The organism is Verrucomicrobiota bacterium, from assembly GCA_016871675.1.
Taxonomy (GTDB): domain Bacteria; phylum Verrucomicrobiota; class Verrucomicrobiia; order Limisphaerales; family VHCN01; genus VHCN01.
On the sequence record VHCN01000021.1, the window covers coordinates 21,814 to 48,236 of the forward strand.

Consider the following 26,423-nt stretch of genomic DNA (forward strand, 5'->3'; position numbering starts at 1 on the left):
GTTTATCCGGGGCTGGTCTCGATTCCCTTCGAGGCGACGGCCAGTCCACCCCCGCTGCGGCATTCGGTGAGGAGCAACGTTTTCATTCCCGGCCGGAGCGCGGCGAGGGCATCGTGACCCTGCGGGCCGGCCGTAAGCAGTGCGGTGGAGAACGCATCTGTTTCCGCCGCGGAAGGCAGTGCGACGGCAGCCAGCAACGCGCCCTGCGCCGGCTCGCCCGTGCGCGGGTCGATCACGTGGCCAAAGACGCGCGCGTCCACGGTGAAGGATTTGCCCCACACGGCTGAGACCGAGAGGGACTCGTCGCGCAGCGGAACGGTGGCGAGCAGGCCCGCGGGCCCGGCGGGCGGCGGTGTGCCGGGCGGACGCGGCCGTTCGATCGCGACTTTCCAGGGTTCGCCATCAGGAGTCGAACCAATCGCGCACGCGGTGCTGGTGCCGCCGTGGATCAGTGCGCTCGTGACGCCATCCTCGCGGAGAATCTCGGCGGCGCGCCCGAGGGCATGTCCCTTGCCGAGGGCGCCGAGGTCGAGCATCACGCCAGGGCGCGCGAAGCGAACCGTGGACTCGCGTTCGTCGAGTTCGACATTCCGCCAGCCGGTGCAGGCTTTCGCCTCGGCGAGCGTGCGCGGGTCGGGGCATTGCCCGGTGCTGCGCGTGAACCCCCACGCGCGCATGAGCGGGGCGACGGTGAGGTCGAAGGCGCCGCCGGTTTCGCGCGCGAGTTGCAAGGCGTGGCGCAGCAATCGGAAGAGTTCCGGGTCCACGCGGACGGGGGCATCCGCGGCATGCGCATTGAGCCGTGAAACCTCGCTTGTCGGCCGGTAAAAGCTGAGCTGCGCCTCGATGCGCTCGATTTCGGCGAGCGCCTCCTCGCCCGCGGCGCGCAGGCGGGACTCGTCCGCGCCGTGGAGGATCATCTCAAAGCGCGTCGCCATCGCGTTACGGGCGAGGGCGACGTGGGGCATGCGGGCAGTATGCGGGTAGAGGGATGAGGGGTGAAGGAGAATGACCGGCCGCGCATCGCCGGTTGCACGGCTGACGGCGGCAACCGGGGGGTCGGGAAAAGGGAAAACGGGCTTCGCGGCGGAACCGCGAAGCCCGTTGTGAGAGGGGATGTGCTTACGACTCCTTGGTCGAGCCGTAGGTGAGCGCCTTGATTTCCTTGCCGGCGGCGTCGGTGACCTTGCGGGTCTTGGCGTCGAAGTAGCACATCACGCCGAGGCGGTCGGACATCTCGGCGAGCGAGATGACGGTCTGCACCTTCACGGCGAGGTCGATGTTGCCGTTGGGCGTGCCGCCGTTGCGGATGCAGTCGAGCCAGTTCTTGGCGTGGACGACCTGGTTCTCGGGCTGGAGGCCCTTGAGCGAGATGGCGTCGAGTTCGTCGGCCTTGTGGCGCTCGGGGATCATTTCGACGGCGTTGCCGGGGTCGGCCAGGTCGAGCGTGGCGTTGTGGCCGAAGATGGAGAAACCCGGCACCTTGCCGCTGACGGAGCTGGAGTTGACGACGAGCATGTAGCCGCTCGGGAACTCCGCGGTGAGCTGCACGTATTCGGGCACGCTGCGCATCTCGGCACCGGGCGTGTTCTTGTCCGACTCGACGTGGCGCGTGCCGAGGCACACGACGCGGCGGGGGAACTCGGGATTGCCCGAGGCCAGCATGAGCGGGTGCAACCGGTGCGGGACGAGGTCGCTGAGCAACCCGCCGCAATACGGGTAATGTTTGCGCCACCGGAAGAAGTGGTCGGCGTTGAACTTGGCGGGCTTGTGCTTCACCGGGCCGAGCCAGGCGTTCCAGTCAATGCTCTGCGCGCCGTCGGGTGTGGAGTAGTTCCATTCGCCCTTCGGGTTGTTGCGCAGGTAGGCGCCGCGGCCCCAGATGAGTTTGCCGAGCTTGCCGCTCTTGATAATCTTCGCGGCTTCGTGCCAGCCGCCGGCGGAGGTGCCTTGCGCGCCGACCTGGAAGACTTTGCCCGTGCGTCGCACCGCATCGTAAACCTCGAACGCCTCGCCGAGGTAGCGGGTCATGGGCTTCTCGCAATAGACGTGCTTGCCGGCTTCCATCGCCTCGATGGAACAACGCGCGTGCCACACGTCGTGCGTGGCGATGAGCACGGCGTCGATGTCCTTCCGCTCGAGAATGCGGCGGTAGTCGGTGCACGTCTGCACGGCACCGTTGCCGATGACTTCCTTGGCCTTGTCGTTTCGGACCGTCCACAGGTCGCACACAGCGGCCATGCCGATGTTGAGCTCCGCGGCCTTCGGAACGTGCTGGCGGATGTGGCCAAGCCCCATGCCGGGGCAGTTGGAAGGATAGCCGCCGATGCCGATGTAGCCGATGGCGACCTTGTCGTTGGCGCCCTTCACGTTTGCGGACGGGGCTTGGTTCTGGCCGTAAACCGGCGTCTTGAGCACGCCGACGGACGCGGCGGCGACGGCGGCGGTCTTAAAAAACTCGCGGCGGGTGCCGGAGCTGGGGGTTGGATTCGAGTTCATGATGGCAGTGGTGCTGGGATGTCTGCGATTTCGAGCGAGCGTAGCCCAATGCCGGGGTCGGTCAACTCCGCAATTTGTGTTCCGGCGCGTCGGCAAGCTGCACCTTGCCCTGACGCGCGGGGCGGCTCACTTCCGCAAGTCCACGGAGAGGATCTCCTTGTCGTTCCGCGCGAGGATGTGCCCGTTGGCGAACGCCGGGTGCGCCCACGCCACGTCGCGGCCCTGATACGAAAAGGTCGGCGCGATGAGTTTGGTGCGGCTGAGTTCCTTCGCGCCCGCGGGGCTGAGCGTGGCGAGGATGAGGTCGCCGTTCTCCGCGAAGAGGAAGAAGCGGTCGCCGTTCTTGACGATGTGCGCGTTGCCGCACTCGAGTTCCTCGCCCTTGGCCACGAGATCGAGGTTTTCCCATACGCGCCCCCCGGTCGTGGCGTCGAGCGCGCGGAACTGCCCGTGGTTGCACACGCCGTAGATGTGGCCGCCCTCGACAAACGGCGTGGTCATGAGCGCGTTCAAGTGCGTGGTGTCCTTCTCGCTCACCTTCTTCGTCTCCCACAGCACCGTGCCGGCGGGCTGGCGCGCGTCGAGCTTCACCATGAGCGAACCGTTGTAGAACGAGGACACGTAAAGCAGGTCGCCCGCGTGGCGCGGCATGGTGATGGAGACGTTCTGCCGGATGTTCTGCGGCACGCTCCAAAACACCTGCCCCGTCGCCGGGTCCAGCGCGCTGAGCGCGCCGGGATGCCAGATGATGAGTTGCCGGCGCCCGCCGGACTCGATGATCACGGGCGGCGCATAACCGGGATCCTTCGCCGTGAGCGCGCGCCAGAGTTCCTTGCCGGTGTCCTTGTGGAACGCGACGACCACGCTGCCAGCGCCGCCCACAAGGCAGATGAGCTTGTCGCCGTCGAGCAACGGATGCGCGGCGAAGCCCCACAGCGGCGTCTTCACGCCGAAGTCCTTCTTGAACTGCCGCGACCAGACGACCCTGCCGTCCTTCGCGTCGAGGCACAACAGGTCGCCCTCGGTGCCGAGCGTAAACACGCGGCTCCCGCCGGCCACCGGCGTGGCGCGCGGGCCGGAATTGTAACTTACGCCGTAGGCCGCCGAGTATTCGTGCTGCCAGAGCGGCTTGCCCGTGCCCTCGTCCAGACACAGCACGCGCTCGGAGCCCGCCACCACGCTCAAGTCGAACGGATCCTCCTCGTTCACCTTCGCGCCCTTGGCCAGCTTGCGGTCGGTCACGAAGACGCGGCCTCCCGCGACGGCCGGGCCGGAGAAACCCGGATTGACCGGCGCGCGCCAGCGGACCTTCGGCCCTCCCGCTGGGAAGCGCTCGAGGATGCCCCGCTCGCGCCACACGGCGTCGCGCCCCGGACCGAGCCACTGCGGCCAGTCGTCGGCCGCGAGGCGCGCGGTGGTCGAAACCAAAACCAGCAAGGCGATCCATCGCGAGGCGCGAAACAAGGAGTGCATGGCAGACTTGTAGGCGGGCGCCGCCGCGCTGGCAACTATTCAGGGGAGAACAGTTGAATTCACGACATCGCTCGGCTTTCATCAGGCGTCCCGCATGAGCATCGCCATCGACCTCACCGGCACGGTCGCGCTCGTCACCGGCGCATCCCAGGGCATCGGCGCGCAGATCGCGCGCACGCTGCACGCCGCGGGCGCGACGATTGTGCTCAATCATCCCGGCCTCGCCGCCACGGGCGCGGACGCCGGTCGCATCGCCGCTGGATTGAACGCGGCCCGGCCCGGCAGCGCGGATGTATTCGCGGCCGATGTCGCCGTGGCCGACGCGGTACGCGCCATGATGCAGTCGGTCAAGCAACGGCGCGGCGGGCTCGACTTCCTCGTCAACAACGCCGCGATCCTCCGCGACCGCACCCTTTCCAAGATGTCGCTCGACGAATGGCACGCGGTGGTGGGGGTGAACCTCACGGGCGTCTTTCATTGCTGCAAATTCGGCCTCGAAGTGATGCGCGACGGCGGCGCCATCGTGAGCCTGGGCAGCATCGCGGCGCTCCAGGGCTTCTTCGGACAGGCCAACTACGCCTCCGCGAAAGCCGGCGTGCAGGCGATGATGCGCGTGCTCAGCCGCGAGACCGCGCGCCGCGGCATCCGCGTCAACGCCATCGCGCCCGGCGTGGTGGACACCGCGATGGCCGCGACCATTCCGGAGTCCGTGCGCGCCGAGATGCTGAAAAACATCCCGCTCGGCAGGCTTGGTTCCACTTCGGAAGTCGCCAACGTCGCGCTCTTCCTCTGCTCGCCGCTGTCGAGCTACATGACGGGGCAGACGCTCGAAGTCAACGGAGGCTGGCGCGGGTGAGAGCCTTGCGGATTTCGGATGGCGGATTGCGAAGCGGGAAACCGCGCCCGCCCTTTCGTCCGGCCAACCGGACGTCGGCCATTGGCAACCGCCAATTCCCATGAGGGCTCCCGCGCGCATCGTCACCGCGGATGAAGCCGTGGCCGCGATTCCGTCCGGCGCGACCGTGGCCGTCGGCGGTTTCGTCGGCGCGGGACATCCGGAAGCGCTGACGGCCGCGCTCGAGGCGCACTTTCTCCGCACCGGCGCGCCGCGCGACCTCACGCTCGTGTATTGCGCCGGCCAGGGCGACCGCGGGGAGCGCGGACTGAACCACCTCGCGCATCGCGGGTTGTTGAAGCGCGTCGTCGGCGGCCATTGGGATCTCGCGCCGAAGCTCGGCCGGATGGTTCTCGCGAACGACATCGAGGGCTACAACCTCCCGCAGGGCGTGCTCTGCGCGCTGCTTCGCGAGATCGCCGCCAGGCGCCCCGGCATCTTCACGAAGGCCGGCATGAACACGTTCATCGACCCCGCCCACGGCGGCGGCCGGTTGAATGCTCGAACCACCGAGCCCCTCGTCGAGCGCGTCCGCCTCGATGACGGCGACTGGCTCCGCTACCGGTCATTCCCGGTGCATGTCGGCCTGATTCGTGCGACGACTGCGGACGCGCGCGGCAACCTCACGCTCGAACGCGAGGCGCTCATCGGCGAAGTCCTGCCCATCGCGCAGGCCGCGAAAAATCACGGCGGCATTGTCCTGGCCCAAGTCGAGCACCTCATCGATCGCATCGCGGACCCGAAGTCCGTGCGCGTGCCGGGCATCCTCGTGGACTTCGTCGTCGAATCCCCCGGACACGGGCACGAGCAGACATTTGGGGAGAGCTTCAACGAAAGCTATGTGACGAGCACGCCGGGCGCGGCCATGGCGGCGGCCAGACTTCCCGCCGAGCGGAGAATCATCGGCCTGCGCGCCCTCATGGAAATCCGGCGCGGCGACATCGTAAACCTCGGCATCGGCGCGCCCGAGGCCGTCGCGGCCGTCGCGGCGCAGGCCGGCCGGCTAGGCGAATTCACGCTCACGCTCGAAAGCGGGCCCATCGGCGGCGTGCCCGCGGGCGGGCTCAGCTTCGGTTGCAGCGCGCATCCCGAGGCGGTGGTGGACCAGCCGGCGCAGTTTGATTTCTACGACGGCGGCGGACTGGACGTGGCCGTGCTCGGCGCGCTCGAGGTGGACGCGGAAGGCAGCGTGAACGTGAGCACGATGGGCGGCGGCAGGTTCGCGGGCGTCGGCGGGTTTGTGAACATCACCCACAGCGCGAAGCGCGTGGTCTTTGCGTGTCCGTTCCGCGCGGCCGGCCTCGAGGTCGAGGCGCGCGACGGCTTGCTGCGCATCGTGCGCGAAGGCGCGAAGGCGAAGTTCGTCCGGCGCGTGGCGCAAGTGTGCTTCCACGGACCCTCCGCGCTCGCGCGCGGGCAGCGTGTGCTCTACGTCACGGAGCGCGCCGTGTTCGAATTGCGCGAAGATGGCCTGCACCTGGTCGAAGCCGCGCCCGGCATCGACCTCGCCGGGGACGTGTCGGGGCGGATGGAGTTTCCCGCCCGGATTTCGTCGCCGGGCCGGATGCCCGGGGCGTGCTTCGCGCCGTGAACCGGCGGGAACGATCGGCCCGCCGCCCCTACCGTCCCCGCGTCAGCGACGGCGGCGCCCAGCAAGGCGGGCGGCTGCCTCAAGCTGGGCGCCTACGCCGGCGTTGGCGGCAATTACACCTCGGCCCACGTGCGCCTTGGATCGGCGTGGAAGTTCTGGCACGGCACGCCCGTCCTCGTCATTGGACGTCTGGCTCCGGCCGCGCCGCAACCGGTGTTGAGCGATAACTCCTCACGCCCGTCCCGCGGCCTGGAATCCGACCACGCGGACAAGGACGAACCGCTATGCGATCACGCCCTTCACCACTTCGCCCTTCACGTCTGTGAGCCGGAAGTCCCGGCCGGCGTAGCGGTAGGTGAGCTTCTCATGGTCGAGCCCGAGCAGGTGCAGCATCGTCGCGTGCCAGTCATGGATGTGCACCTTGCCCTGCACCGCCTCGGCGCCGTGGTCGTCGGTCGAGCCGTGGCTCGTGCCGCCCTTCACGCCGCCACCCGCCATCCAGAGCGTGAAGCCCTTGTTGTTGTGGTCGCGGCCGTCGCTGCCCTGCGCATACGGCGTGCGGCCAAACTCGCCTCCCCACACGATCAGCGTGTCCTTGAGCAGGCCGCGCTGCTTGAGGTCAGCGAACAGCCCGGCGATGGGTTTGTCAATCGCGGTGCAGTTGTTCTCGAGCGCGCGCGTGAGGCCGAAGTGCTGGTCCCAGTTGCCATGGCAAATCTCCACGAAGCGCACGCCCGCCTCGAGATAGCGCCGCGCGAGCAGGCACTTGCGCCCGAAGTCGTCCGTCGCGTTCGTGCCGAGGCCGTAGAGTTTCTTGGTCGCGTCGCTCTCCTTCGTCAGGTCCATCAGGCCGGGGATCTGCGTCTGCATGCGGAACGCGAGTTCGTAGCTCTCGATCACGCCCTCGATCTCCGTGTTGTTCGGATCGCGACGAAGCGCCTCGCGGTTCAGCGTCTGCACGAGGTCGAGTTCGAGCCGCTGCGCCGCGGTGGTGACGGGCGGCTTGATGTTCTTCACCTCGGCCTGCGCGATGGGCCGGTTGTCCGCGCCGATGCGCGTGCCCTGGTAGATCGCGGGCAGGAAGGAACTGCCGTAATTCTGCGCGCCGCCAAATCCCGACGGAGGCGTGATCGTGATGAAGCCGGGCAGGTTTTCGTTCTCCGTGCCGAGCCCGTAGAGCGTCCACGCGCCAAGCGACGGCCGCACGAACTGCGAGCTGCCCGTGTGCAGCCGCAGGAACGCCTGCGGATGCGCGGGCAGATCCGTGTGCATCGAGCGCACAAGGCACATCTCGTCCGCGTGCGCGGCGAGGCTCGGAAACAGCTCGGAAATCCACAGGCCGGACTTGCCGTGCTGCGCGAACTTCCACCTCGGCGCCATCCACGTGCTGCCGGGGCGCGAGCCGGGCTTGCCGTCATCGGCGACGAGCTTGGGCTTGTAGTCGAACGTGTCCACATGCGACGGCCCGCCGCGCATGCAGAGGAAGATGACTCGCTTCGCTTTCGCGGCGAAGTGCGGCTGCTTGGGCGCGAGCGGCTTGTCGGCCGCCGCCGCGCGCGTGGCGATGCCGGCGAAGGCGAGATAGCCGAAGCCGCAGGAGACGCCCTTGAGCGCGTCGCGCCGCGTGAACAAGGGCGCGAGGCGCTGGCAGGGGAATGCCGGATGTGTGTTCATGTTGAGATAGGTCGTATCAGTCCTGCGCGTCTGTGCCGGCTGCTAGTTCAAGTAGCGAAACTCCGCGCTCGCCATCAGCGCGCGGCAGAACCCCGTCCACGCGGCCACCTGAAGCGCGGGGCTGTTCGCGCTGCCCCGGCCGGGGCCGCTGTTGAACTTCGTGAAGAAATCCGCCGCGGCCTGCTGCTCGTTCGCATTCGGCGGACGCGTGAACACCAGCCAGTAGGCCACGTTCACGCGCTCGCGAAACTGCGCGGCGGCATCGGCCGGAGTTGTCGCCGACTTCCAGCCCGTCACGCGCTGCGCAAGCTGCTCGGCGCGGTGGCGCACGAAGTCGCTGTTCATCATGTAGAGCGCCTGCACGGGCACACTGGTCGTCTCGCGTGCGCCGCTCACGAGGCTCGGCTCGGGGAAGTCGAACAGCGCGAGCGTGTCCGGCACCATGTCGCGCACAATCGGCAGATAGACCGAGCGGTGAAGATCCTCCGCGTTGATTTGCGACTCACCGAGCCCAAGCAGGCGCGGCCCGCCGATGGGCATGTCGCCGGCACGCGCCACGACCGAGCCGACCGGCGGCTTGAGATCGAGGGCGCCGCTCACCGCGAGCATCGCATCGCGGATGCACTCGGCGTCGAGCCGCCGCGTGCTCGCGCGCCAGGTCAGCGCGTTGTCGGGGTCGGCCTCATGGTTCGTTTCGTTGAACGCGCCCGAGAGCTGGTAGGCGCGGCTGAGGACAATCTCGCGGATGAGCTTCTTGGTGGACCAGCCGTTCTCGATGAAGCGCACCGCGAGCGTGTCGAGCAACGGCGGGTTCGCGGGCTTGGCCCCTGTCGTGCCGAAGTTGTCCGGTGAATCCACGAGACCGCGGCCGAAGAGCCAGCCCCACACGCGGTTCACATACACGCGGGCGGTGAGCGGGTTGTTCGAGTCCGTGAGCCACTGCGCGAGTTCCCGCCGCCCGCTCGCGCCCGCGGGGATGCGCGGCGGGGTCGAGTGCGTGAGCGCGACGGGAAAGGCGCGCGCGACCTTCTCGGCGGGCTTGTCCACATCGCCGCGCGTGTAGAGCGATGCGTCGCCGATGGCGCCGAACTCCGGGGGCCGGATGCCGCCGAAGCGTCCCTGCCCGAGGCGCTGCAATCCGCCGACCATCGCCGTGGCGCGGCTCGCGGTGAGGTCGCGCACGCCCATCGCGAGCGCCTTCTCCTGGCCGGATTCGTCATACATCTTGAGCTTCGCGTCGAGCGCGCCGGACTCGGCGATGAGGCGGAGCCGTTCGAGCTGGCGCTGCGGGTCGTTGTCCTGCTTCGTTGGCGGGCCTTTGCCTTTCTGCTTCGCCATGTCGCCCAACATGCCGCGCTGCTGCTCGCGATAGTCGGCGAGCTTCTTCTGCGACTTCTGCAATTCGTCCGCCGACATCGCCCGGCCCAGCGTCGGCGCGGCGGCGCCCTTCGGAAGCTCGACGAGCTCGGTCGCGTGGCGGTTCTGGATGCCCTGCGCCGTGCCGTAGCGTGTCTCGGTGGACGTGAAAATCCCGGCGAGCGCGTAGTAGTCCTTCTGCGCGATGGGGTCGAACTTGTGGTCGTGGCACCGCGCGCACGCGATGGTCGTGCCGAGGATCGCCTGCGACATCGTGTCAATCTGCTCGTCCGCGACGTCGAGGTAGAACTGCCGCGGGTTCTGCTCGTTCATGGACTTGGTGCCGATGGCGAGGAATCCGGTGGCCACAATCTGCTCGGCGCTCTTGCGCGGGTCCGTCGCGGGCAGCAAGTCGCCCGCGATCTGCTCCTGCACGAAGCGGTCGTAGGGCTTGTCGGCGTTGAACGCGGCGATGACGTAGTCGCGATAGCGCCACGCGTGCGGGAAGGCCACGTTCACATCCTTGCCGGAGGACTCGGCGTAGCGCGCGACGTCGAGCCAGTGGCGGCCCCAGCGCTCGCCGAATTGCGGAGACGCGAGCAGCTTGTCCACGACTTTGGCGAAAGCCTCGGGCGACTTGTCCTCCACGAACGCCGTGATCTCGGCGAACGACGGCGGCAACCCGATCAAATCGAAGTAAACCCGTCGCACGAGCGTGAGCTTGTCGGCGTCGGACACGGGGGCGAGGCCCTTTGACTCAAGCGCAGCGAGCACGAAGCGGTCAACGTCTCCCCGCGGCCATGAAGTGTTCTTCACGGCGGGCACGGGAGATTTCTTCGGCGGCTGGTAAGCCCAGTGATCTTTCGCCTTCGAGGCGTCGTAGTCCTTCTTCGCCACGACGCCACCCGCCCGCGGATCGGGCGCGCCCATCGCGATCCACGCTTCGAAATCCTTGATGACGGTGTCCGGGAGTTTGCCGCCTTCCTTTTCGGGAGGCATCTGGAGGTCCTTGTTCGCGTAGCGAATCGCGTCGAGCAGCAGGCTGCGGCGGGGGTTGCCGGGAACGACCGCGGGCCCGGAATCGCCGCCCTTGCGCGTGCCTTCGCGCGAGTCGAGCGCGAGGCCGCCCTTGACCTTGCTGCCCTCGGCGGCGGAGTGGCACTTGTAGCACTTGTCGGCGAGCACGGGCCGGATCTTCGACTCGAAGAACCTCGATTCTTCCGCCGTCGGCGCGCGCTCGTTGGACGCCGTCGTCGTCGGAGCCGTGGCTGTCGAGGCCTTCTTCGTCGGGTCGTCGAGCATGCGCTTGCCGGCAAGCTGGAGCGCGGTGACGCCGCGGTATTCGTCGAGCGTGAGTTGCTTGTCGCCGTTCTTGTCGAGCGACTGGAAGATCGCATCAAGCCCGTCACGCTGGCCGCTGAAGCGCGGTGAAATCTCCGCGATGCGGCCGAACTCGGCCTTGTCCACCCGGCCGTCGCGATTTGAGTCGAGCAGGCGGAACGCGCCGTCGGGGTCGCCGGGCGCGCCCTTCTGGATTCCCTTCGGGCCAAAGGTCGGGCCCTTCTGCTGCTGCGCGAGGACGAGGAGCGGTGCCGCCAAGCCGAGGGCGAGGCAGAGGGAGAGAGACTTCAGGTTCATGTTCTGGGGATCAGGGATTGCGCAGGTGCAGTGAGCAGGCGGCCTGCCAAGGTCTTGCGCGAACTCATGTTTGCCCGAAATCGATGCAAGCAACGCTGCATATGCATGACGACGCGGTGGAACGGCTTCGGTTACGCGGATGATCCCGCGCGCAAACCTTGCGCAGGTTCCACCCGGGTGCGCAACCACCGGTTCGCCCCATTTGCGCACGGGCGCGGGTTCACCGACCGCCCGGAATCCCGTTTGTGCGCACGACGGTGACTTTCAGGTCGCGCAAGGTCCGGCCCCATTGGTTGGCGCCGATGATCGTGAAGGTGTTCTCGCCCGGACTGAGCGCGACTCGAGGCAGGATCCACGCCGTGTCTCCCGGCCACTCCGCGCGCTGCGTCGGGCGCGAGGCCACAAATACGTGCACCACGCCGTAAGGCGCGACGCCGCGAAGCGTGACCGACTCCTCGTGCGTCGAGACCGGCGCGGGAGGGTTGGGAATCGGAACGCCGTTCGTCGTCGCAAGTGAGAAAGCCAGCCTGGCATTCGGCCCCAGCGCGCCGAGCGCCTTGCCTTCGCGGACGGCGGCGAAGTTCCGATACTGGTTCGCATCCACGGTGAAGGACGCGCTCGCGTCCTCCTCGGCTTGCAGCCACGCATTGAAGCGCGCGGAGTTCTTCGTGTAGTTGTCGAGCATCTCGACCATGTAGCCAGCCCAGAGGCGGCGGTTCCACGGCTTGTTGACCCACCATTCGACACGCCCGCCCCAGAAGCTGCCGTTCGCATCGAAGCCCAGGTCGCTGTCCCAGTGCAGGAACATGAAGCGCCCGTCCGTGGGCCGCCGGTAGAAGTAGCCGTTCTTGCCGCGGTGCATGACGAACGTGTCCCAGTCGCCGATGTAGCCACGCACCGCGATGGTTTTGGCGAGCGACTCCGGGTCGAGCACGCGTTCGATCTGCTCGCGCGTGGACTTCGGGTCGCTGATCAGTTTGAAGAGCCCCACAAGCGCCGTGAAATCGTCCTCCGCCTCGTTCGTGCGCTTCATCCACTCCGTGCGATAGCGGATGGCATGGTCGGTGCCCTTGTAAACCCAGTTCGCGTCCTGCGGCGCCTGGCCCCATCCATCGGTGAACCACCACTCGTCATCGATGCGATAGAGATCCCCGTTGCGGCCGCGCGGAAAGATGCGGTCAAGAAACTCGTTGCCCACGGGCTCGGTTTCCTCGCGGAAAAGCGTGGCCCAGCCGTTGAGCACCACGCGGATGAACTCGTTCTCACTCGCCGGTTCACCGAGCAGGTAGAGCCAGTAGCGGGTGATGCGATTGTGGAAACGGTTCCCGCCGTCCGCGTCGTTGTCGTAGGTGAACTTGGTGTGGCCCCGGAACGGCCGGTCGCGCGGCAGCTTGAGTTTCCCGCGGCTCAAGTCGCCGCCCCGCGTCCACGGGCTGCCCGCCGTCCGCACTTCGCCGCCGTAAAAGATGTCGCGCTCGTCGTGGATGAACGTGCAGTTGAAGTAGTGATTCGAGAGCCGCGGGAACCTGCCCGCATACTTCGCCGACGCGCCGTTGTTGATCGCGCCGTAGTCGTAGGCCGAAACGACGTAGCGCGCCACGCGCAGGTCGCGCGGCACCGCGCGGTCGTCCACCACGAACATCGCCGGCCACGCCGCGCCGCGCCTCGGGAGCCGCGTGCCCGCCGCGGGCTCGCCCGCCTCCACGAAGAACTGCACCACGCGCCCGTTCGCGCGATGCTCGGTCAACTCCGCGGTGAACACGCCGTCGTCCGCGAGCTCGTCGCCGTTCGTGCCGTCATCGAACATCGGCTTTGATTCCCACGGCAGGTTGCCCGCGTCGCTGTCCGCGCGGTGGAACAACCTGACCGCGCCGGGCGCGAGCGGCACCGCGCCCGCGACTCTCGCGGTGATCTTCACGGCGTCCCTGCTCTTCGGCACCGCGGGGCTGTGGCGAAGGTCGTCCACCTGCGGCGGCGGCGCCGCGAGCTGGCGGGAATTCGGCCGGCCCGGCGTGCCGAGCGCCATCGGCGGCGCGATGAGAAACGAATCGCCGAGGCTGTGGTCCCACGACTGCGCGATGAGCCGCGGCGTGCCCGAAACCCACCGCGCCTCGAACCGAAGTTCGTAGCGCTGGCCCCTTTCGATCGCGGGACAGTCAAGCTCCGCGCGGTTCGGCCGGTTGTCGCCGTGGCCGTCCGCGACGAGGTGCAGCTCGCCGTTCGTCGCGAAGCTCGCCCAGTGATTGCCCTGCGCGAGCCATCCGTTCGCGCCCGTGCCATTCGTCGAGAGACGGCCCGCGTTCGCGAGCAGGTTCGTGCCCTCGCCGTTTTTCAGGAGCTGGATGTGTCGCAGCGCGATGTGAGCGTCGCCGACGAGGTGGAAGTGCAGTTCCTTGAAATCGGCCGGCGCGCCGTCCGCGCGAAGCTGCTGGTAGATTCCCGAGCACTTGAATTCTCGCCACTCGCTCTTGGCGGATTCGTCGCTGTCGCGCCACGCCGAGGCGCGCGCGTTGTCGAGCGCGGGATGGAGCAGTTCCATGCTGCTGCCGCCGCCGCGCGTGAGTTCGGGCCAGTCGCCGCCGACGCGGAAGTCCACCTCGTCCGCGAGGTTGCCGCGGTCATCCACGAGCCGCACGAGGTCGCCGTCGTGGTCGAGCCTGCCGCTGAAGTTCCCGGTGGCCTCGATGTTCCCGTGCACGCCGCGCAGCCGCGACGCGTCCTGCGCCACCACAAGGAACGCACCGGGCGCGAGCTTCGCGCCGCGCGGGAATGTGAACGAGACGCCCTCCGTAAACGCCCAGCCGCCGAGGTTCACCGGCGCGCGGCCGCGGTTGTAGAGCTCGATGAACCCGAGTTTCTTGTGCGGATACGGCGGGTCAAAGAACAGCTCGTTGATGACGATGTCGGTCTGCCGCGAGGGATGATTCGTCGCGTCGCGCGTCGGCTTGTCGCCCGCGAACCACTCCTTCGCGCCGTCGGGAAACGCCTGCACGTTCCGGCCCGCGCGCGGCTGCACGAAGGTCTCGGCATCGCGCACGCATCCCCCGGCGTCGACGATGAACAGCGTGATCTCGTTGTCGCGCGTGTAAAACGGCGCGGCCCAACTCCGGCACGCCCCCGCGGCCAGCGTGCCGCCGAGCGGGACCTTGTCCGCGAAATCCGCGCGCGAGGCGAGGAAGAGGCCGTCGAGCGGGACGGCCTGCTTGGACGGGTTGCACAGCTCGACCCACTCGACCCCGCCGCGCGGCGCGAATTGCAGCTCGTTCAATCGCACGGGTCCGAGAAGTCCGGCTGGACTGGGCATCGCAATGGGCGCGTTCGTCGCGCGCGTGGCCGCGTCGAGCGTCGCCCGCAGCCCGAACACGATGTCCGAACTCTGCGGTCCGATCTGGTGCACCTCGACCGCGAGCACGTTTGCGCCGCGCACGAACGCGCTCGCCGGCACCGTGAACACGCCGCGTTCTTCCTCCGCCGTGCCCACGCCGGCTTCCGCGGGCGTGTCGCGCGCGACCGCACCGGCGGGCATCCGCACGCGCGCGACTTCGCGGCCGTTCAAGTGGATCACCGCGCCGTCGTCGAGGAACGCATCGAATGTGACCTGCCCTTTCGACGTGTCCCCATTGAACACAAAGGCGCGCCGGAAATAATACGCGAGCGGCCCGGGCTGCAGCCGTGTGCGCAGTCCCGGCGCGGGAATCTCGACCCCTGCGAACCCGAGCAGGCCCGCGCCCTGCGGCCACGCCGCGTCGTTGAAGTTCGCTTCGCGCCATCGCGAATCCACCGGCGCGGCCGCGCCCCAGTAACGCCACGAGTCCGTGAATTCGAGCAGGCGCGTGCCCGCGGCGTTTGTCCCAGGTGCGGAGCTTCGCGCCGTCTCGGCCGTGCCCGGCGGAGGTTCGAAGCCCGGCGTGCCGAGCGGCCGCGCGCTCACGCTCCAGTTGCGCCAGTCGTCCACGCGCTTGTTGCTGTCGCGCAGCACGAGCGTGTGGCCCGTGCCCTTCGCCGCGGGCGACCACCGGCCGCGGTCGGACCACTGCACGGTGCAGACCGTGACGCCATTCCGGTCCTTGAGCGAGAGCCGGTCTCCCGCGGGCAGGAGCCGCCCCGTCCACGGCCCGAAGACGCGCGCGTTGGGCGGCAGATTCGTGTAGGCCGCGCGCATGGCCTCGGGCGTCGCGCTGGAAACCACGATGCGTTCGAAGGCGCGGAGGAAGGACGCGCCCGCGTTGGTCGCGTTAAAATCCGGGAACGCGAAATCAATCGAGCCGGTGAGCCGCCAGTTCGCGATGTCGAACGGCGTCGCCGTCTGGTTCCACACCTCGACCCACGCCGGCTGCCCGCGCGGCGGGTCGTGCATGACTTCGGTAAGGACGACCTGGTCGGCGCCCGCGGTGAAGCGAAGCGCGCACACCGCCGCGAGGGCCGCGGCGCGGCGAAGCCGGCGCTGGAACAGCGGATTCAAGGGCGAACGGCTCACACCGTAGGCGCGAGACTCCGTGCCGTCGAGCCAACTCGATCCGTGCTGGACGAATCCTACGTCCACGAAGCATCGTGACCGGCATGGAACTGGACCCCATCCAACAAGCCGCGCAGGAGCAGTTTGGCAGGCGCAGCCATCGCTGCGGCGCGGGGCACGTGTTGGAAAACGTGTCCGACGTGCAGGCGGCGGTTCCCTGGCTCGAACTCGCGCCCGGCTCGCGTGTGCTCGATGTCGCATGCGGCGCGGGCCACACGGGACTTTACTTCGCGTCGCTCGGCCACCGCGTCACGCTCGCGGACAGCGCGGCGCCGAGGCTCGAGCGGGCAAAAGCCGAGGCCTTCGAACGCGGGTTGGACGTCGAAACGCGCCGGCACGCGGCGGAGGAACTGCCGTATGCCGGCGCGAGCTTCGACCTCGTCAGTTGCCGTGTCGCCGCGCACCACTTCCGTTCGCCGGAGAAGTTCGTGCGCGAGTCCGCGCGTGTGCTGCGCGTGGGCGGGCGCTTCCTGCTCATTGACGGCAGCGTGGAGGACGGCGAGCCCGAGGCGGAGGCGTGGATGCACCGCGTCGAAAAGCTCCGCGACCCGAGCCACAACCGCCTGCTCACACCGGGCGCGTGGGCCCGACTGTGCGAAGCGGCCGGGTTGCGCGTGGCTTTCGCCGGATTGCACGGCTTCAAGATGCCTGACCTTGAATCGTATTTCGAATCCGCCGCCACGCCGCCGGAAAACCGCGCGCGCGTGCGCGACCTCGTCGCCAACGCCCCGGAGGCCGCGCTGCGTGTCTTTCGGGTGTCGGACGAAGACAGCTCGATCGTCTGGTGGGGGCAGCGGCTCACCCTGGTGGCGCGGAAGCCGTAGCCACCGACGATCACTTCGCGAGCAGGCGCTTGTTCAGTTCGTGGACCGTGTCCACGATTCTCTCCTCGAGCGTCAGCGCCCACGGCCCGGGGTGCGTGGCACTGAACCGCATCGCGCCCCCGGCCTCGTAGCCGCCTTCCTCACGGACGCGGCGGCTCGGGATGTAAGCCATCACGTCGTTGGAGTAGCCGGCGACCCACACGCTCGCCGCGCCCGCGCCGAGCTCCTTTTTGAGCCGCGTCGCGTAGTCCACCACCACCTCGCCGCCCAGCGCCACAAGCGCGAGGTCGTTGCCGAAACGCACCACTTGCACGGGATACGGATACGTCGCCGGCAGCGTCCCGCCCTCGTCGAGCTTCGCGAGCATCCGCTCGGCGTGCTGCTTCTCGTAGCGGTCCTTCGAGTCGAGGCGCTTCGTGAACTCGTCGCGAGTCGGCAGCGGCGCGTAGGCGATGTCAATCGTCGCGAACGCCGCGCGCAGGTTGCCCGCGAGCGGCTTCGGCTTCGGCAACAGCGCGGCGCCGACCGCCGTGGCCAGCGTGCGGCCGTGTTGTTTCGCGAGGTCCACGGTGCCGCGCGGATACGGGTTCTGGTCGCCGCCGCAGCCCGTCATGAAGAGCGCGGTGACGCCCGGGTTGTCCGCCTCGATGAACTCCTGCGCGAATCCCGCGTAGTCGCCACTGAACTTGTAGAGCGCGAGCGTCGTGTTGTGGCACGCATAGCCGAAGAGCACCGCGCGCAGCGTGCCGTCCGCGGCGTCCACGCGCAGCACCGGCACGTCGTGGTCCACGGGACCGTCGGGATTCGGGCTGTTCGCGTAGCCGGTCGGCGTCGGCAGGCGGCGGTTCATCGCGAAGCCGCAGCGGGCGCGCGTGAAGCCGACCCTCGCGGGCGCGCCCGCCGCCAGCGCGTCGCCGATGAGCTTGAACAACTTGGTCTCCAGCTCCACGCCGTAGCGTTCGCCGAGCGTGCTCGGTTTGAACTCGCCGTCGTCCGCGGGCGCGCGCCCGACGCGGAACTCCGGCCCGCTGTGCGTGTGCGAGGCGTTGAGAAGCAGTCCCTCCGGCGGGAGATTGAATGTGTCTTTCAACCGCTTCTCCAAGCCGAGCCGCAGCGAGCGCGGCACGCCGATGAGATCAAGCGTGACGAAAACGATTCGCGCCCCGCCGGCGTCCTCGATCGCGAGCGCCTTGGCGCGGAGTTCGTTGAAGGAGCCGCTCGAAGTGTTGGTGCGGCTTGCGTAGCCGGCCATCCACATGTTCGTGCCGGGGGTGATGACGACCGTGGCGACGCCGGCCTTCCACGGCGCCGGTGCGGGCCCGGCAGCGGACGCAGCAAACGTGGCGAACAGGCAAAGCACGAAGCGCAAATGGGGTTTCATGATGACCGAGTTTGAAACGGACGCGCCGGGATGTCCACTCCGCCAGTCGTGAGTGTGAACCTCATCCAGCTGATTCGAGTTTCCCGTCACTCCTCACCCGCCCTTCGGGCACCCTCTCCCCTCGTCCGACAAGGGGAGAGAGATGGGGCGAGAGGTGTCGAGCGACTGAACACAGGGACTCGCGGCCTGAAGCGCTTCCGTGAGCGTGCGGCTGACCGCGAAGCACCTTCGCACCGCGTGGGAGGAGCCCGGCAACCGCGGGCCATCGGAGGCAGGCATCCTGCCTGTCGCTACCAATTCACCGCCGGCCGGCCGGGGGCGCGGACGGTGACTCCACCAGGCTTCACTTCAATCACCGTCGTCCCGTCCGCCGTTGCGATGAACAGCGGGACACCGTCGCTGGCGAGACGGTCGCGCAGCTGCTTCGGGGCGCGGCGCTGAGCCGGATACTCGCTGTCCTGAAGCACAATCGCCCGCGGCTTCACGGCGTCGAGCAGCGCAACCGCCAGCGGCTCGCCCTGCGTCGGCATGCCGGCGACGACGATGGCCGCGCGCAAGTCCTGCCCGCTGTCGAGCAGCGCGAGCTGGCCAGGCTTGCCGAGGTCGGAGAGCAACAGCACGCGGGTGCCGTGGAATTCGCCGCGCAGCACGAGCGCGCTGTCGTCGCCCTGCGTGAATCTCTCCGTTCCTTCCGGGTGGAGCACGGTCCAGCCGGACACGGTGTCGCCGCGCTTCACTTGTCGCCAGCGGCCGGGCGAACTTTCAAGCGAGGCCGCAATGCCCCGATACGCCGGCGACCTGAACCGCACGCCGCTTGTGACCACGCCGACGGGTTGGAACACGGCGGCGATGTTCGTGAACCCGCCGACATTCCGGAGATCACCGTGCGTGAGGGCGAGCGTCGTCACACGGTTCGCGCCCTGCCCGCGGAGGAACGGCTTCACGATGAAATTCGCCGCGCCCTCCGCGCCGGTATCCACCAGCAAATCGTCCGCGCTCCCCGGCGCATCGGCAAAGATCGCGTTGGCACCCGCCAGCACGGTGATCTTCGCCGTCGCCCGTTCGCGGAGGAGCCCCGCGCCCCAGCACACCACGAGCAGCGCGACCGCCACGGCGACGCGCCGCCGCCGCCCGGGCGCGAACAGCCAGCCGCTCACCGTAAGCATCACGAGCGCATAAAACGCGATGAACTCAAACGCCGTCGGCGGGCGCGTGTAAGTCCACGCGCCGGGCAGCGTCGCGGTCCACTCGCTGACGCGCACCATGAGCGACATCCAGAGCCACGCGCTGTGGTTGAAGAGCTCCGTGAGCCACGGCAGCCAGCCGCCGCACACGAGCGCGCCGAGGTTCGCCATGAGCGCCAACGCGCTGAGCGGCACGACGAGCACGTTCGCGACGAGGCTCCCGGGGGTGAACAGGTGGAAGTAATACGCCGTGAGCGGCAGCGACCCGAGCCACGCCGCGAGCGATGTCGCGATACTTGACGCCAGCCAGTGCAGCGGACGGTCCAGCATGCGCCGCCAGCGCGGACGCAGTTCATCCGGCAGCATCGGGTCGTGCTTGAGCCATTTCCAAGACCGCTCCTCGAACGGCGGCACCAGCAGCGCGATGCTCAGCACGACGAAGAACGAGAGCTGGAAGCTCGCCTGGAAGAGCTGCTCCGGCTGCCACACGAGGATGATGACGCCCGCCGCTGCGAGCGAGTTGAGCAAGTCGCCCGGCCGGCGCAGCGACCAGCCGGCGATGATGACGGTCATCATGATGGTCGAGCGGATCGCGCTCGCCTGCCAGCCCGTCGCCCCGGTGTAAAACCAGATGAGCGGCACCACCACCAGCCCGCACCACGCGCGCGGCACCTGCGCCACGCGCAGCAGCGCCACGAGGATTCCCGCGATGAGCGCGATGTGCAGCCCGCTGATGGCGAAGATGTGCATCGTGCCCGAACGCATGAACGGCTCGCTGACTTCGTCCGTGAGCGCGGTCTTCCACCCGAGCGTCATCGCCCAGAGGAGCCGCAACGATTCGTCCTCGGCGGCCAGCCCGCGCGCCAGCGTGCGTTGCGCCCAGTTGAAGAACCGGTCCGTCATCGGCGGCGCAGGCGCGGCGGCGGCGGGCGCGAGCCGCCAGTCGTTCGTGCCCTTCGTGTCGAGCTGGAAGTGAATGCCCAGCCAGCGCAGGTGCTCGCGATAGTCGAACAGCCCTTGAGCCGCCGCCGCCTTCGGGCGATGCAGCACGCCGAACGCCTCGACGCCGCGCCCGCCGAAGAACGCCCCGTCCATCGCGCCGGGAGTCGTCACCGCCACGCGGCCGGTGGCGGGAAGCCACGCCCCGTCGCGGCGAAGTTCCGTGACCTCGATGACGGCATGCGTGCGGACGGCCTCTTCCTCGTGCTGGATGAACACGCGGTGCTTCGGCGTTTCGGCAAGCGAGCCGCGAAGCGCGACGAGTTCGGCCGCGGACCCGGCCGCCGCGCGCAGGTCGTGCCGCGAGAGAATGGCCGTGCGCGAGGTGAGATTCGCGCAACCGGCGGCGACGAGCAGCGGCCAGAGCAGCCGGGCGCGCCATGAGGCCCGCGCCAGCGCGAGCGACGCGATGAGCGCGCCGGCCGTGATCAGCCACCACAGCGGGAGTTCCACCGGACACGCCCGCGCCGCGAGCACGCCGCCCGCGTAAGCGAGCGCGATGGGAACGAGCGGGCGTTTCATTCGCTCCGGCGGTTGACCGTCCCCGGCCACCAGCCCCGACGCAGGCCGGCGCGCCACAACACCACGAGCCCGAGCGACGCGCCCGCGGCATCGAGCAGCACGTCCCACGCGGAGCCTTCGCGCGACGGGATGAACGATTGGTGCCACTCGTCCGTCGCGGCATAGAGCACGGCCACGAGCGCGGATTCACCGGCGGCGCGCCAGTCCCACGGGCGCGTGTCGCCGGGCTGCGGTTTGCGGCGCGCGCGCCACCAGAGGCACGCGAGCACGGCATACACGGTCACGTGCCCGGTCTTGCGGATGCAGAATTGCACGGCGCGGATGGTGTCGTCGGTGACTTCCGGCTTGAACCACCGGAGCAGCGGCCCGATGACGCGCGACGTGCGTTGCGCGGACAACGCGCCGGTGGACCCGCCGAAGATGACGGCCATCCAAAGCACGACCGGGAGCCAATACTTCACGAGGGGATGGAGCCGGGCCACGCCGCGATGAGAGCCACGCCCGTGACATGGGGCAATGCAATTCAGGGCTCGCCTGCCCATTGCGCTTCCCGGCGATGGGACCTTGGGCTTCAATCCCCGCGTGGCGACCGCGGATTCCATTCCAGCGTTGCTCGACCGGGGGCTGTGGTTTCCCGATCCGCGTGAAGCGCGGGAGACGCACGGCCTCGGCGGCATGGTGGCGATCGGCGGCGACTTGCAGCCGGAGCGCCTGCTGCTCGCGTATCGCTCGGGGATTTTCCCGTGGACGGTGGATCCGGTGACGTGGTGGTCGCCGGACCCGCGCGCGGTGTTCGAGCTCGACCGGATGCATGTGCCGCGCAGCCTCGCGAGGGTGATGCGGCGCGGCGCGTTCGAGGTGACGGAGAACCGCGCCTTTCGCGGGGTGATGGAGGGGTGCGCGCGGGCGCGGCGGTCGGGGAATTGGATCAGCCGCGATTTCATCGAGGCTTACACGCGGCTGCACGAACTCGGCCACGCGCACAGTGTCGAGTGCTGGCAGGACGGCAAACTCGCGGGCGGAATCTACGGCGTGGCCGTCGGCGGGCTGTTTGCCGGGGAGTCGATGTTCCATCGCGTGAGCGACGCGTCGAAAGTCGCGCTCGTGTCGCTCGCGGCGCGGCTCCGCGAGCGTGGCTTCACGTTGTTCGACATCCAGATGATGACGGACACGACGGCCCGGTTTGGGGCGGTGGAGATTTCGCGCGACGCGTATCTCGACCGGCTGGCGGCGGCCGTGCGGGTGCCGTGCGAGTTTGCGACGGGAGGGTCGCCGCGGGCCGGAACCGCATGAACGCGGCGCCTACGAAAGAACCGCCGGCCCGGATGGAAGTCCGTGCGCCTCGGCGACGGCCTTGCAGGTGATGCGTCCGGACATGACGTTGATGCCGCCGGTGAGCGCGGGCATCCGGTGGCAGGCCTCGGCGAGGCCGAAGTCCGCCAGCAGCTCGATGTAGCGGTGGGTGACGTTGGTGAGCGCCTGCGTCGCGGTGCGGCCAAACGCGGCGGGCATGTTCGCGACGCAATAGTGGGTGACGTCTTCCTCGACGAAGACCGGGTCGTGGTGCGTCGTCGGGCGGGACGTCTCGCAGCATCCACCTTGGTCGATGGCGATGTCCACGACGACGCTGCCGGGACGCATCCGGCGGAGCATGTCGCGTCGGATGAGCTTCGGCGCCTTCGCCCCGGGGACGAGCACGGCGCCGATGAGAAGGTCCACGTTGGGGAGAAGTTCCATCAGGTGCGCCTCGTTGGAGTAGAGCGTGTGCGCGGTGTGGAGCGTGATGTCAAGGAAGCGCATGCGCTCGACGTCGACCTCGAGGATGGTGACGTCCGCGCCGAGTCCCGTGGCCATGCGGGCGGCGTTCACGCCCGAGACGCCGCCGCCGATGACGATGACTTTGCCGGGCAGGACGCCGGGCACGCCGCCCAGCAGGACGCCGCTGCCGCCGCAGTGTTTGGCGAGGAAGTAGCCGCCGACGAGGACGCTCATGCGGCCGGCGATTTCGCTCATGGGCTCGAGCAGCGGGAGGCGGCGGTTGACCTCGATGGTTTCGTAGGCGAGGCATGTCGCGCCGGAACGGACGAGTCCGTCGGTAAGCGCGCGGCTGGCCGCGAGGTGGAGATACGTGAAGAGCAGTTGTCCCGGGCGCAGCAGCGGAATCTCGGAGGGTTGCGGCTCCTTGACCTTCACGACGAGGTCGCCCGCGGCGAAAACCTCGGCGGGCGTGTCGAGCAGTTTCGCGCCGGCCTGCTCGTAGTCAGAGTCGGGATAACCCGAGCCCACGCCCGCGCCGCGCTGCACAACGACGGCGTGCCCGCGCTTGATGAGCTGGTAGGCGGCGGAGGGCAGGAGTGCGACACGGTATTCCTGATCCTTGATCTCCTTGGGGACGGCGATGGTCATGAGGACGGCGCGTGGTGACTTGGGCGAGTGGACGTGGCAAGACGCGCGGCTCAAACGATCTGGCGCCAGCGCGAGGGCGGGAGCGGGCGGGCGGGTTCGCGCCGCAGTTCGAGGCAATGGCGGAGCATCTGCCGCGCGTTCGGATCGAACGGCATCAGCCGGAGCGAGGTGCGCCACGAGCGGATCGCGGCGTCGTATCTGCCGAACTTCATGTAGCAGATGGCCATCTCCTGCCACGCGGCGAAGTTGGCGGGGTTGAGGATCGCGGCGCGCTGGGCATCCTCGAGGGCGAGGTCGAACTGGCCAAGATTGATGCGCAACGCGGCGCGGCGGCTCCACGCCTCGGCAAACTGCGGGTGCATTTGGATGACCTGCGTGAGGATCGCGAGGGCGTGGTGGTGGTGCTTCTTCTGGATGGACTGGAATGCGTCGAACAGGTCGGCGCGCGCGGCGGCGCCGGCGGAGCCGAGCCAGAGTTCGAAGAGCGCGCCGGCCGCGAGCTGCCGCAAATCCTGATTCGGCGCTTGCAGGGCGCGGAGCAACTGCTCCTCGCCGCCGACGTGCGCGAGCGCGATCGCGGCGTGCTTGCGGGCGGCGGGTTCGCCGGTTTCGAGCACGCGATACAGCCGCTCACAGTTCCACCGGCTCGCGAGCAGGCGCGGCATCGAGTGATGGCCGATGAGCACGATGGCCAGCAACCCGTAAAGAACCCGGAGCAGTGGCGTGAAGAAACGGTGCATGGTCGCGGCCTGCGTCTGAAATGCTTCAGTGGTCAACACCCGGGTGGATGGTTCGTTGCGCCGCCCGGCCCGGCGTCACTTCGCGGCCGGCGTGAGGACGAGTTTCTCGCCCTTCAAGCGGCCCGCCTTGGCGAGCAGTTCGCAGTAGTCGCCGAGGATGTTCAACGTCTCGAGCAGGTGCGGGTCAACCGTGGCCACAGCCTCGCTCTCGGGGTCGGCATCGGGGTCGGCGGCGGGGATGGCGGCGGCGGCGATGGGTTGGTTGTCTTTCGCGGCGCCCGAGGCGCCGCCGGGCGGCGTTTTGCGGGCGAGCACGAGGGGCTTGTTCTCCTTCACCGTGTCGAGGGTGATTTCGAAGACCTTGTCGTCGGCGGTGGCGCGGGCGGCGCGCTCTTTCTTGCGGGCTTCGGCGCGGGTCTCGATTTCCTTCCTTTCCGCGACGCGCTGCTGCTCGTTCAACGAAATGGTCTTGTCGGCCTGCTGTTTCTTCACGCGTTCGATGTCCTCGCGGAGGTAGTCGAAGTCGCGCGCGGAGGCGACGCGCCCGGCGGAGCGCTTCTTGAGTTCGGCGGTGAAGGGTCGGGCGAGTTCGAGGTCGTCGTGGCGGACGGCGTTGATGCTGTCGGCGGGGAGGCAGTTGGGGAGGCTGGCCTCGCCGATTTCCATGACGTCGTAGATGGATGGAAGGGTGATGGCGGGCGAGACGCCGATTTTCTGGGTGGTGGTGCCCTCGACGCGGTAGAATTTTTGCACGGTGAACTTGAGCTTGCCGGGGTCCTGGGCGACGGCGCCGCGGAGATACTGGTTGAGCGGGAGGAGGGTCTGGACGGTGCCCTTGCCGTGGGTGGTGGAATCGCCGACGACGAGGGCGCGACCGTGATCCTGCAAGGCCGCGGCCACGATCTCGGAAGCGGACGCGCTCAGGTGGCTCACGAGGACGATCAGCGGGCCGTCGTAGGCGACTTTCGAGTCGTCGTCCGCGAGGACTTGGGTCTCGCCGCGGTGGTTGCGGACTTGCACCACGGGCCCCTTCTTGATGAAGAGGCCGGTGAGTTCAACGGCCTCGGGGAGCAGACCGCCGCCGTTGCGCCGCAGGTCGAGGACGAGCCCGGTGATGTTTTCCTTTTGGAGCCGGCCGATGAGCTGGCCGACGTCGCGGGCGCAGTTGTCGTAGAACTGCGGGAGGTTGATGACGCCGAGGCGCTGCGACTTGCCCGCGGGATCGGGGTGCTCGATGAGCCGCGCCTTGGCCTTCTGGTCGGCCAGGGGGATTTCCTTGCGGATGAGCTTGATGATGCGGTTCTCCCCGCCCGTGCTGCCGGCGGGAATGATGGTGAGGCGCACCTCGGAGTCGAGCTTGCCTCGGATGAGGTTGACGACCTTGGTGAGCGGCATCTCGACGACATCCACCGCGTCCGCGGCGCCTTGCGCGACGGCGATGATGCGGTCGCCGGGCTTGAGCAGCTTGCTCTTCTCGGCGGGTCCGCCGGGCGTGAGCGCCTTGATCTTGGTGTAGCCGTCCTCGTATTCGAGCAGCGCGCCGATGCCGGTGAGCGAGAGCTTGATGTTCTTGACCTCGAATTCCTTCGCATCCTCGGGCGCCATATACTCCGAGTGCGGGTCGAAGGCATGCCCGAGCGACGAAAGGTAAGTCTGGAGGATTTCCGAGGTCTCGAAGTCGCGGAAGTTTTTCTGCACGCGCAGGTAGCGCTTGCGGAGGTTTTCAACGGTTTTCTCCTGCGGGTCCTTGTTCAAGCGGCCCTGCAGGAGGTCATACTTGATGCGCGCGCGCCAGAGTTGCTCGGCGTCGGTCTCGTCCCGGGGCCACGGGGATTTGTTGCGCTGGATGGCGATGGTCTCGTTGCGGGTGAAGTCGTGCGTTTCCTTCAACAGCCGCAGCGCGAGGTCGGTTCGCTCGTCGGAGCGCTTGAGGAAGCGACCGAAAATCTCGAACGCCGGCGACGCGTCGGCCTTGTTGGTGAGGTCGTCGAGGTTTCGGCCGAAGCGCTTGTAGAATTCGTCCACGTCGCTCTGCAGAAAGTAGAGGTGGTTGTAATCGAGCGAGTCCAGGTAGTTCTTGAGGAAGGATTCCGAGATGGTGTCGTCGAAGCGGGCCTTGCGGTTGTAGTGGGCGGTGTCAAGCAGCGTGCCAACGGCTTGGGCGATCTTGCCGGCCTGCTCCTGCGTAAACTGGACGGCGGATGCCGCCAGCGCGAGAATGCAGAGCGCGAACACTGGAACGGGGGTTCGTTTCATGGTTGCGGCGAAAGATGGCCGTTTCCGCGCCGGAAGCAACTCAGAATGCGAACGGTTCATGGCCATCAGACCCGGCGCCGCCGGGCGTTGTTCAATCCCCGCACAGGGGCCGCGGCCGCCGGCGCGTCCGGATCAGAATCCGCTTGCCGGGAGGGATTTCCTCCGTCATTCCGTCTGATGCGCCGGATGCAATACCGCCCTGGCCCCAACGACGACCCGATGACTTGTTCAATGCGCGGTGGCTGGAGTCCCGGTGGCACCGGGCTTTCGCTCGCCTTGGCCGTGGCGCTCCTGTTCGCGCCCGGCGCCTCCGCCCGCATCAACGTGGTCACTTTGCCCGGGCGCGACACGGTCCAGCTGACCATCTACAACTCCGCCGATCTCACGCTGGTGAAGGAGACGCGGGTGCTCACGTTCCGCAAGGGCATCAACAAGCTCGAGTTCTCGTGGGCCAACACGCTGATTGATC

The 26,423-nt window shown here is 68.3% G+C and carries 17 protein-coding genes; 5 read left to right on the forward strand and 12 right to left on the reverse strand.

Going from position 1 to position 26,423, the window contains the following annotated elements; genetic code table 11:
- Nucleotides 1-2 precede the first annotated feature (2 nt).
- The 3 genes from FJ386_06770 to FJ386_06780 all read right to left on the reverse strand — a co-directional run bounded on the left by FJ386_06770 (nt 3) and on the right by FJ386_06780 (nt 3,972).
- Nucleotides 3-968 carry an FAD:protein FMN transferase gene (locus FJ386_06770; protein ID MBM3876406.1) on the reverse strand — a complete coding sequence of 322 codons (966 nt, stop codon included), beginning with the start codon at nt 966-968 and terminating at the stop codon, nt 3-5.
- Nucleotides 969-1,122: 154 nt separating this feature from the next.
- A complete protein-coding gene (locus tag FJ386_06775) occupies nt 1,123-2,499 on the reverse strand; it encodes a Gfo/Idh/MocA family oxidoreductase (GenBank protein ID MBM3876407.1) in 1,377 nt (458 codons plus the stop codon).
- Nucleotides 2,500-2,625: 126 nt separating this feature from the next.
- A complete protein-coding gene (locus tag FJ386_06780; GenBank protein ID MBM3876408.1) occupies nt 2,626-3,972 on the reverse strand; it encodes a pyrrolo-quinoline quinone in 1,347 nt (448 codons plus the stop codon).
- Between the two features lie 94 nt (nt 3,973-4,066).
- On the opposite strand from FJ386_06780, the gene FJ386_06785 reads away from it, so the two are divergent.
- Together FJ386_06785 and FJ386_06790 are read left to right on the forward strand one after the other, a co-directional pair.
- Entirely contained in the window at nt 4,067-4,828 is a 762-nt protein-coding gene (locus FJ386_06785; protein MBM3876409.1) for an SDR family oxidoreductase, read from the forward strand.
- Between the two features lie 100 nt (nt 4,829-4,928).
- Complete coding sequence (locus FJ386_06790; protein MBM3876410.1) at nt 4,929-6,458, forward strand: acyl CoA:acetate/3-ketoacid CoA transferase; 1,530 nt, start codon at nt 4,929-4,931, stop codon at nt 6,456-6,458.
- A 282-nt stretch (nt 6,459-6,740) separates the two neighbouring features.
- Here the strand turns inward: FJ386_06790 and FJ386_06795 are convergent, their stop codons facing one another.
- From FJ386_06795 to FJ386_06805, 3 genes are all read right to left on the reverse strand, one after another.
- Nucleotides 6,741-8,132 (reverse strand): DUF1501 domain-containing protein, encoded by a 1,392-nt coding sequence (locus FJ386_06795; GenBank protein MBM3876411.1) that lies wholly within the window; start codon nt 8,130-8,132, stop codon nt 6,741-6,743.
- A 42-nt stretch (nt 8,133-8,174) separates the two neighbouring features.
- The gene (locus FJ386_06800; protein MBM3876412.1) at nt 8,175-11,126 is read right to left on the reverse strand and encodes a DUF1549 domain-containing protein; all 2,952 of its coding nucleotides are present in this window, start codon (nt 11,124-11,126) and stop codon (nt 8,175-8,177) included.
- Between the two features lie 220 nt (nt 11,127-11,346).
- Entirely contained in the window at nt 11,347-15,588 is a 4,242-nt protein-coding gene (locus FJ386_06805) for a hypothetical protein (protein ID MBM3876413.1), read from the reverse strand.
- 98 nt (nt 15,589-15,686) lie between these two features.
- Here FJ386_06805 and FJ386_06810 point away from each other — a divergent pair, with 98 nt between their 5' ends.
- Entirely contained in the window at nt 15,687-16,466 is a 780-nt protein-coding gene (locus FJ386_06810) for a class I SAM-dependent methyltransferase (protein MBM3876414.1), read from the forward strand.
- A gap of 10 nt (nt 16,467-16,476) precedes the next feature.
- On the opposite strand, the gene FJ386_06815 is transcribed toward FJ386_06810, so the two are convergent.
- The 3 genes from FJ386_06815 to FJ386_06825 all read right to left on the reverse strand — a co-directional run bounded on the left by FJ386_06815 (nt 16,477) and on the right by FJ386_06825 (nt 21,229).
- The gene (locus FJ386_06815; GenBank protein ID MBM3876415.1) at nt 16,477-17,847 is read right to left on the reverse strand and encodes a hypothetical protein; all 1,371 of its coding nucleotides are present in this window, start codon (nt 17,845-17,847) and stop codon (nt 16,477-16,479) included.
- A 290-nt stretch (nt 17,848-18,137) separates the two neighbouring features.
- Nucleotides 18,138-20,552 carry a DUF4131 domain-containing protein gene (locus FJ386_06820; protein MBM3876416.1) on the reverse strand — a complete coding sequence of 805 codons (2,415 nt, stop codon included), beginning with the start codon at nt 20,550-20,552 and terminating at the stop codon, nt 18,138-18,140.
- Nucleotides 20,549-21,229 carry a VanZ family protein gene (locus FJ386_06825; protein ID MBM3876417.1) on the reverse strand — a complete coding sequence of 227 codons (681 nt, stop codon included), beginning with the start codon at nt 21,227-21,229 and terminating at the stop codon, nt 20,549-20,551. Before FJ386_06825 ends, FJ386_06820 begins: the two co-directional genes overlap by 4 nt.
- Here FJ386_06825 and FJ386_06830 point away from each other — a divergent pair.
- Nucleotides 21,069-21,845, forward strand: a complete 777-nt coding sequence (locus tag FJ386_06830; GenBank protein ID MBM3876418.1) for a leucyl/phenylalanyl-tRNA--protein transferase — start codon at nt 21,069-21,071, stop codon at nt 21,843-21,845. The two genes, FJ386_06825 and FJ386_06830, sit on opposite strands and share 161 nt — an antisense overlap.
- 9 nt (nt 21,846-21,854) lie before the next feature.
- On the opposite strand, the gene ald is transcribed toward FJ386_06830, so the two are convergent.
- From ald to FJ386_06845, 3 genes are read right to left on the reverse strand one after another with little or no spacing between them, the layout of a single operon-like run.
- A complete protein-coding gene (gene ald, locus FJ386_06835) occupies nt 21,855-22,958 on the reverse strand; it encodes an alanine dehydrogenase (GenBank protein ID MBM3876419.1) in 1,104 nt (367 codons plus the stop codon).
- A gap of 50 nt (nt 22,959-23,008) precedes the next feature.
- Entirely contained in the window at nt 23,009-23,734 is a 726-nt protein-coding gene (locus FJ386_06840; GenBank protein ID MBM3876420.1) for a hypothetical protein, read from the reverse strand.
- A 39-nt stretch (nt 23,735-23,773) separates the two neighbouring features.
- On the reverse strand, nt 23,774-26,020 hold the full coding sequence (locus FJ386_06845; GenBank protein MBM3876421.1) for a tail-specific protease: 2,247 nt from the start codon (nt 26,018-26,020) through the stop codon (nt 23,774-23,776).
- Nucleotides 26,021-26,140: 120 nt separating this feature from the next.
- Here FJ386_06845 and FJ386_06850 point away from each other — a divergent pair.
- The coding region (locus tag FJ386_06850) for a hypothetical protein (GenBank protein MBM3876422.1) at nt 26,141-26,423 on the forward strand (283 nt) is incomplete at its 3' end.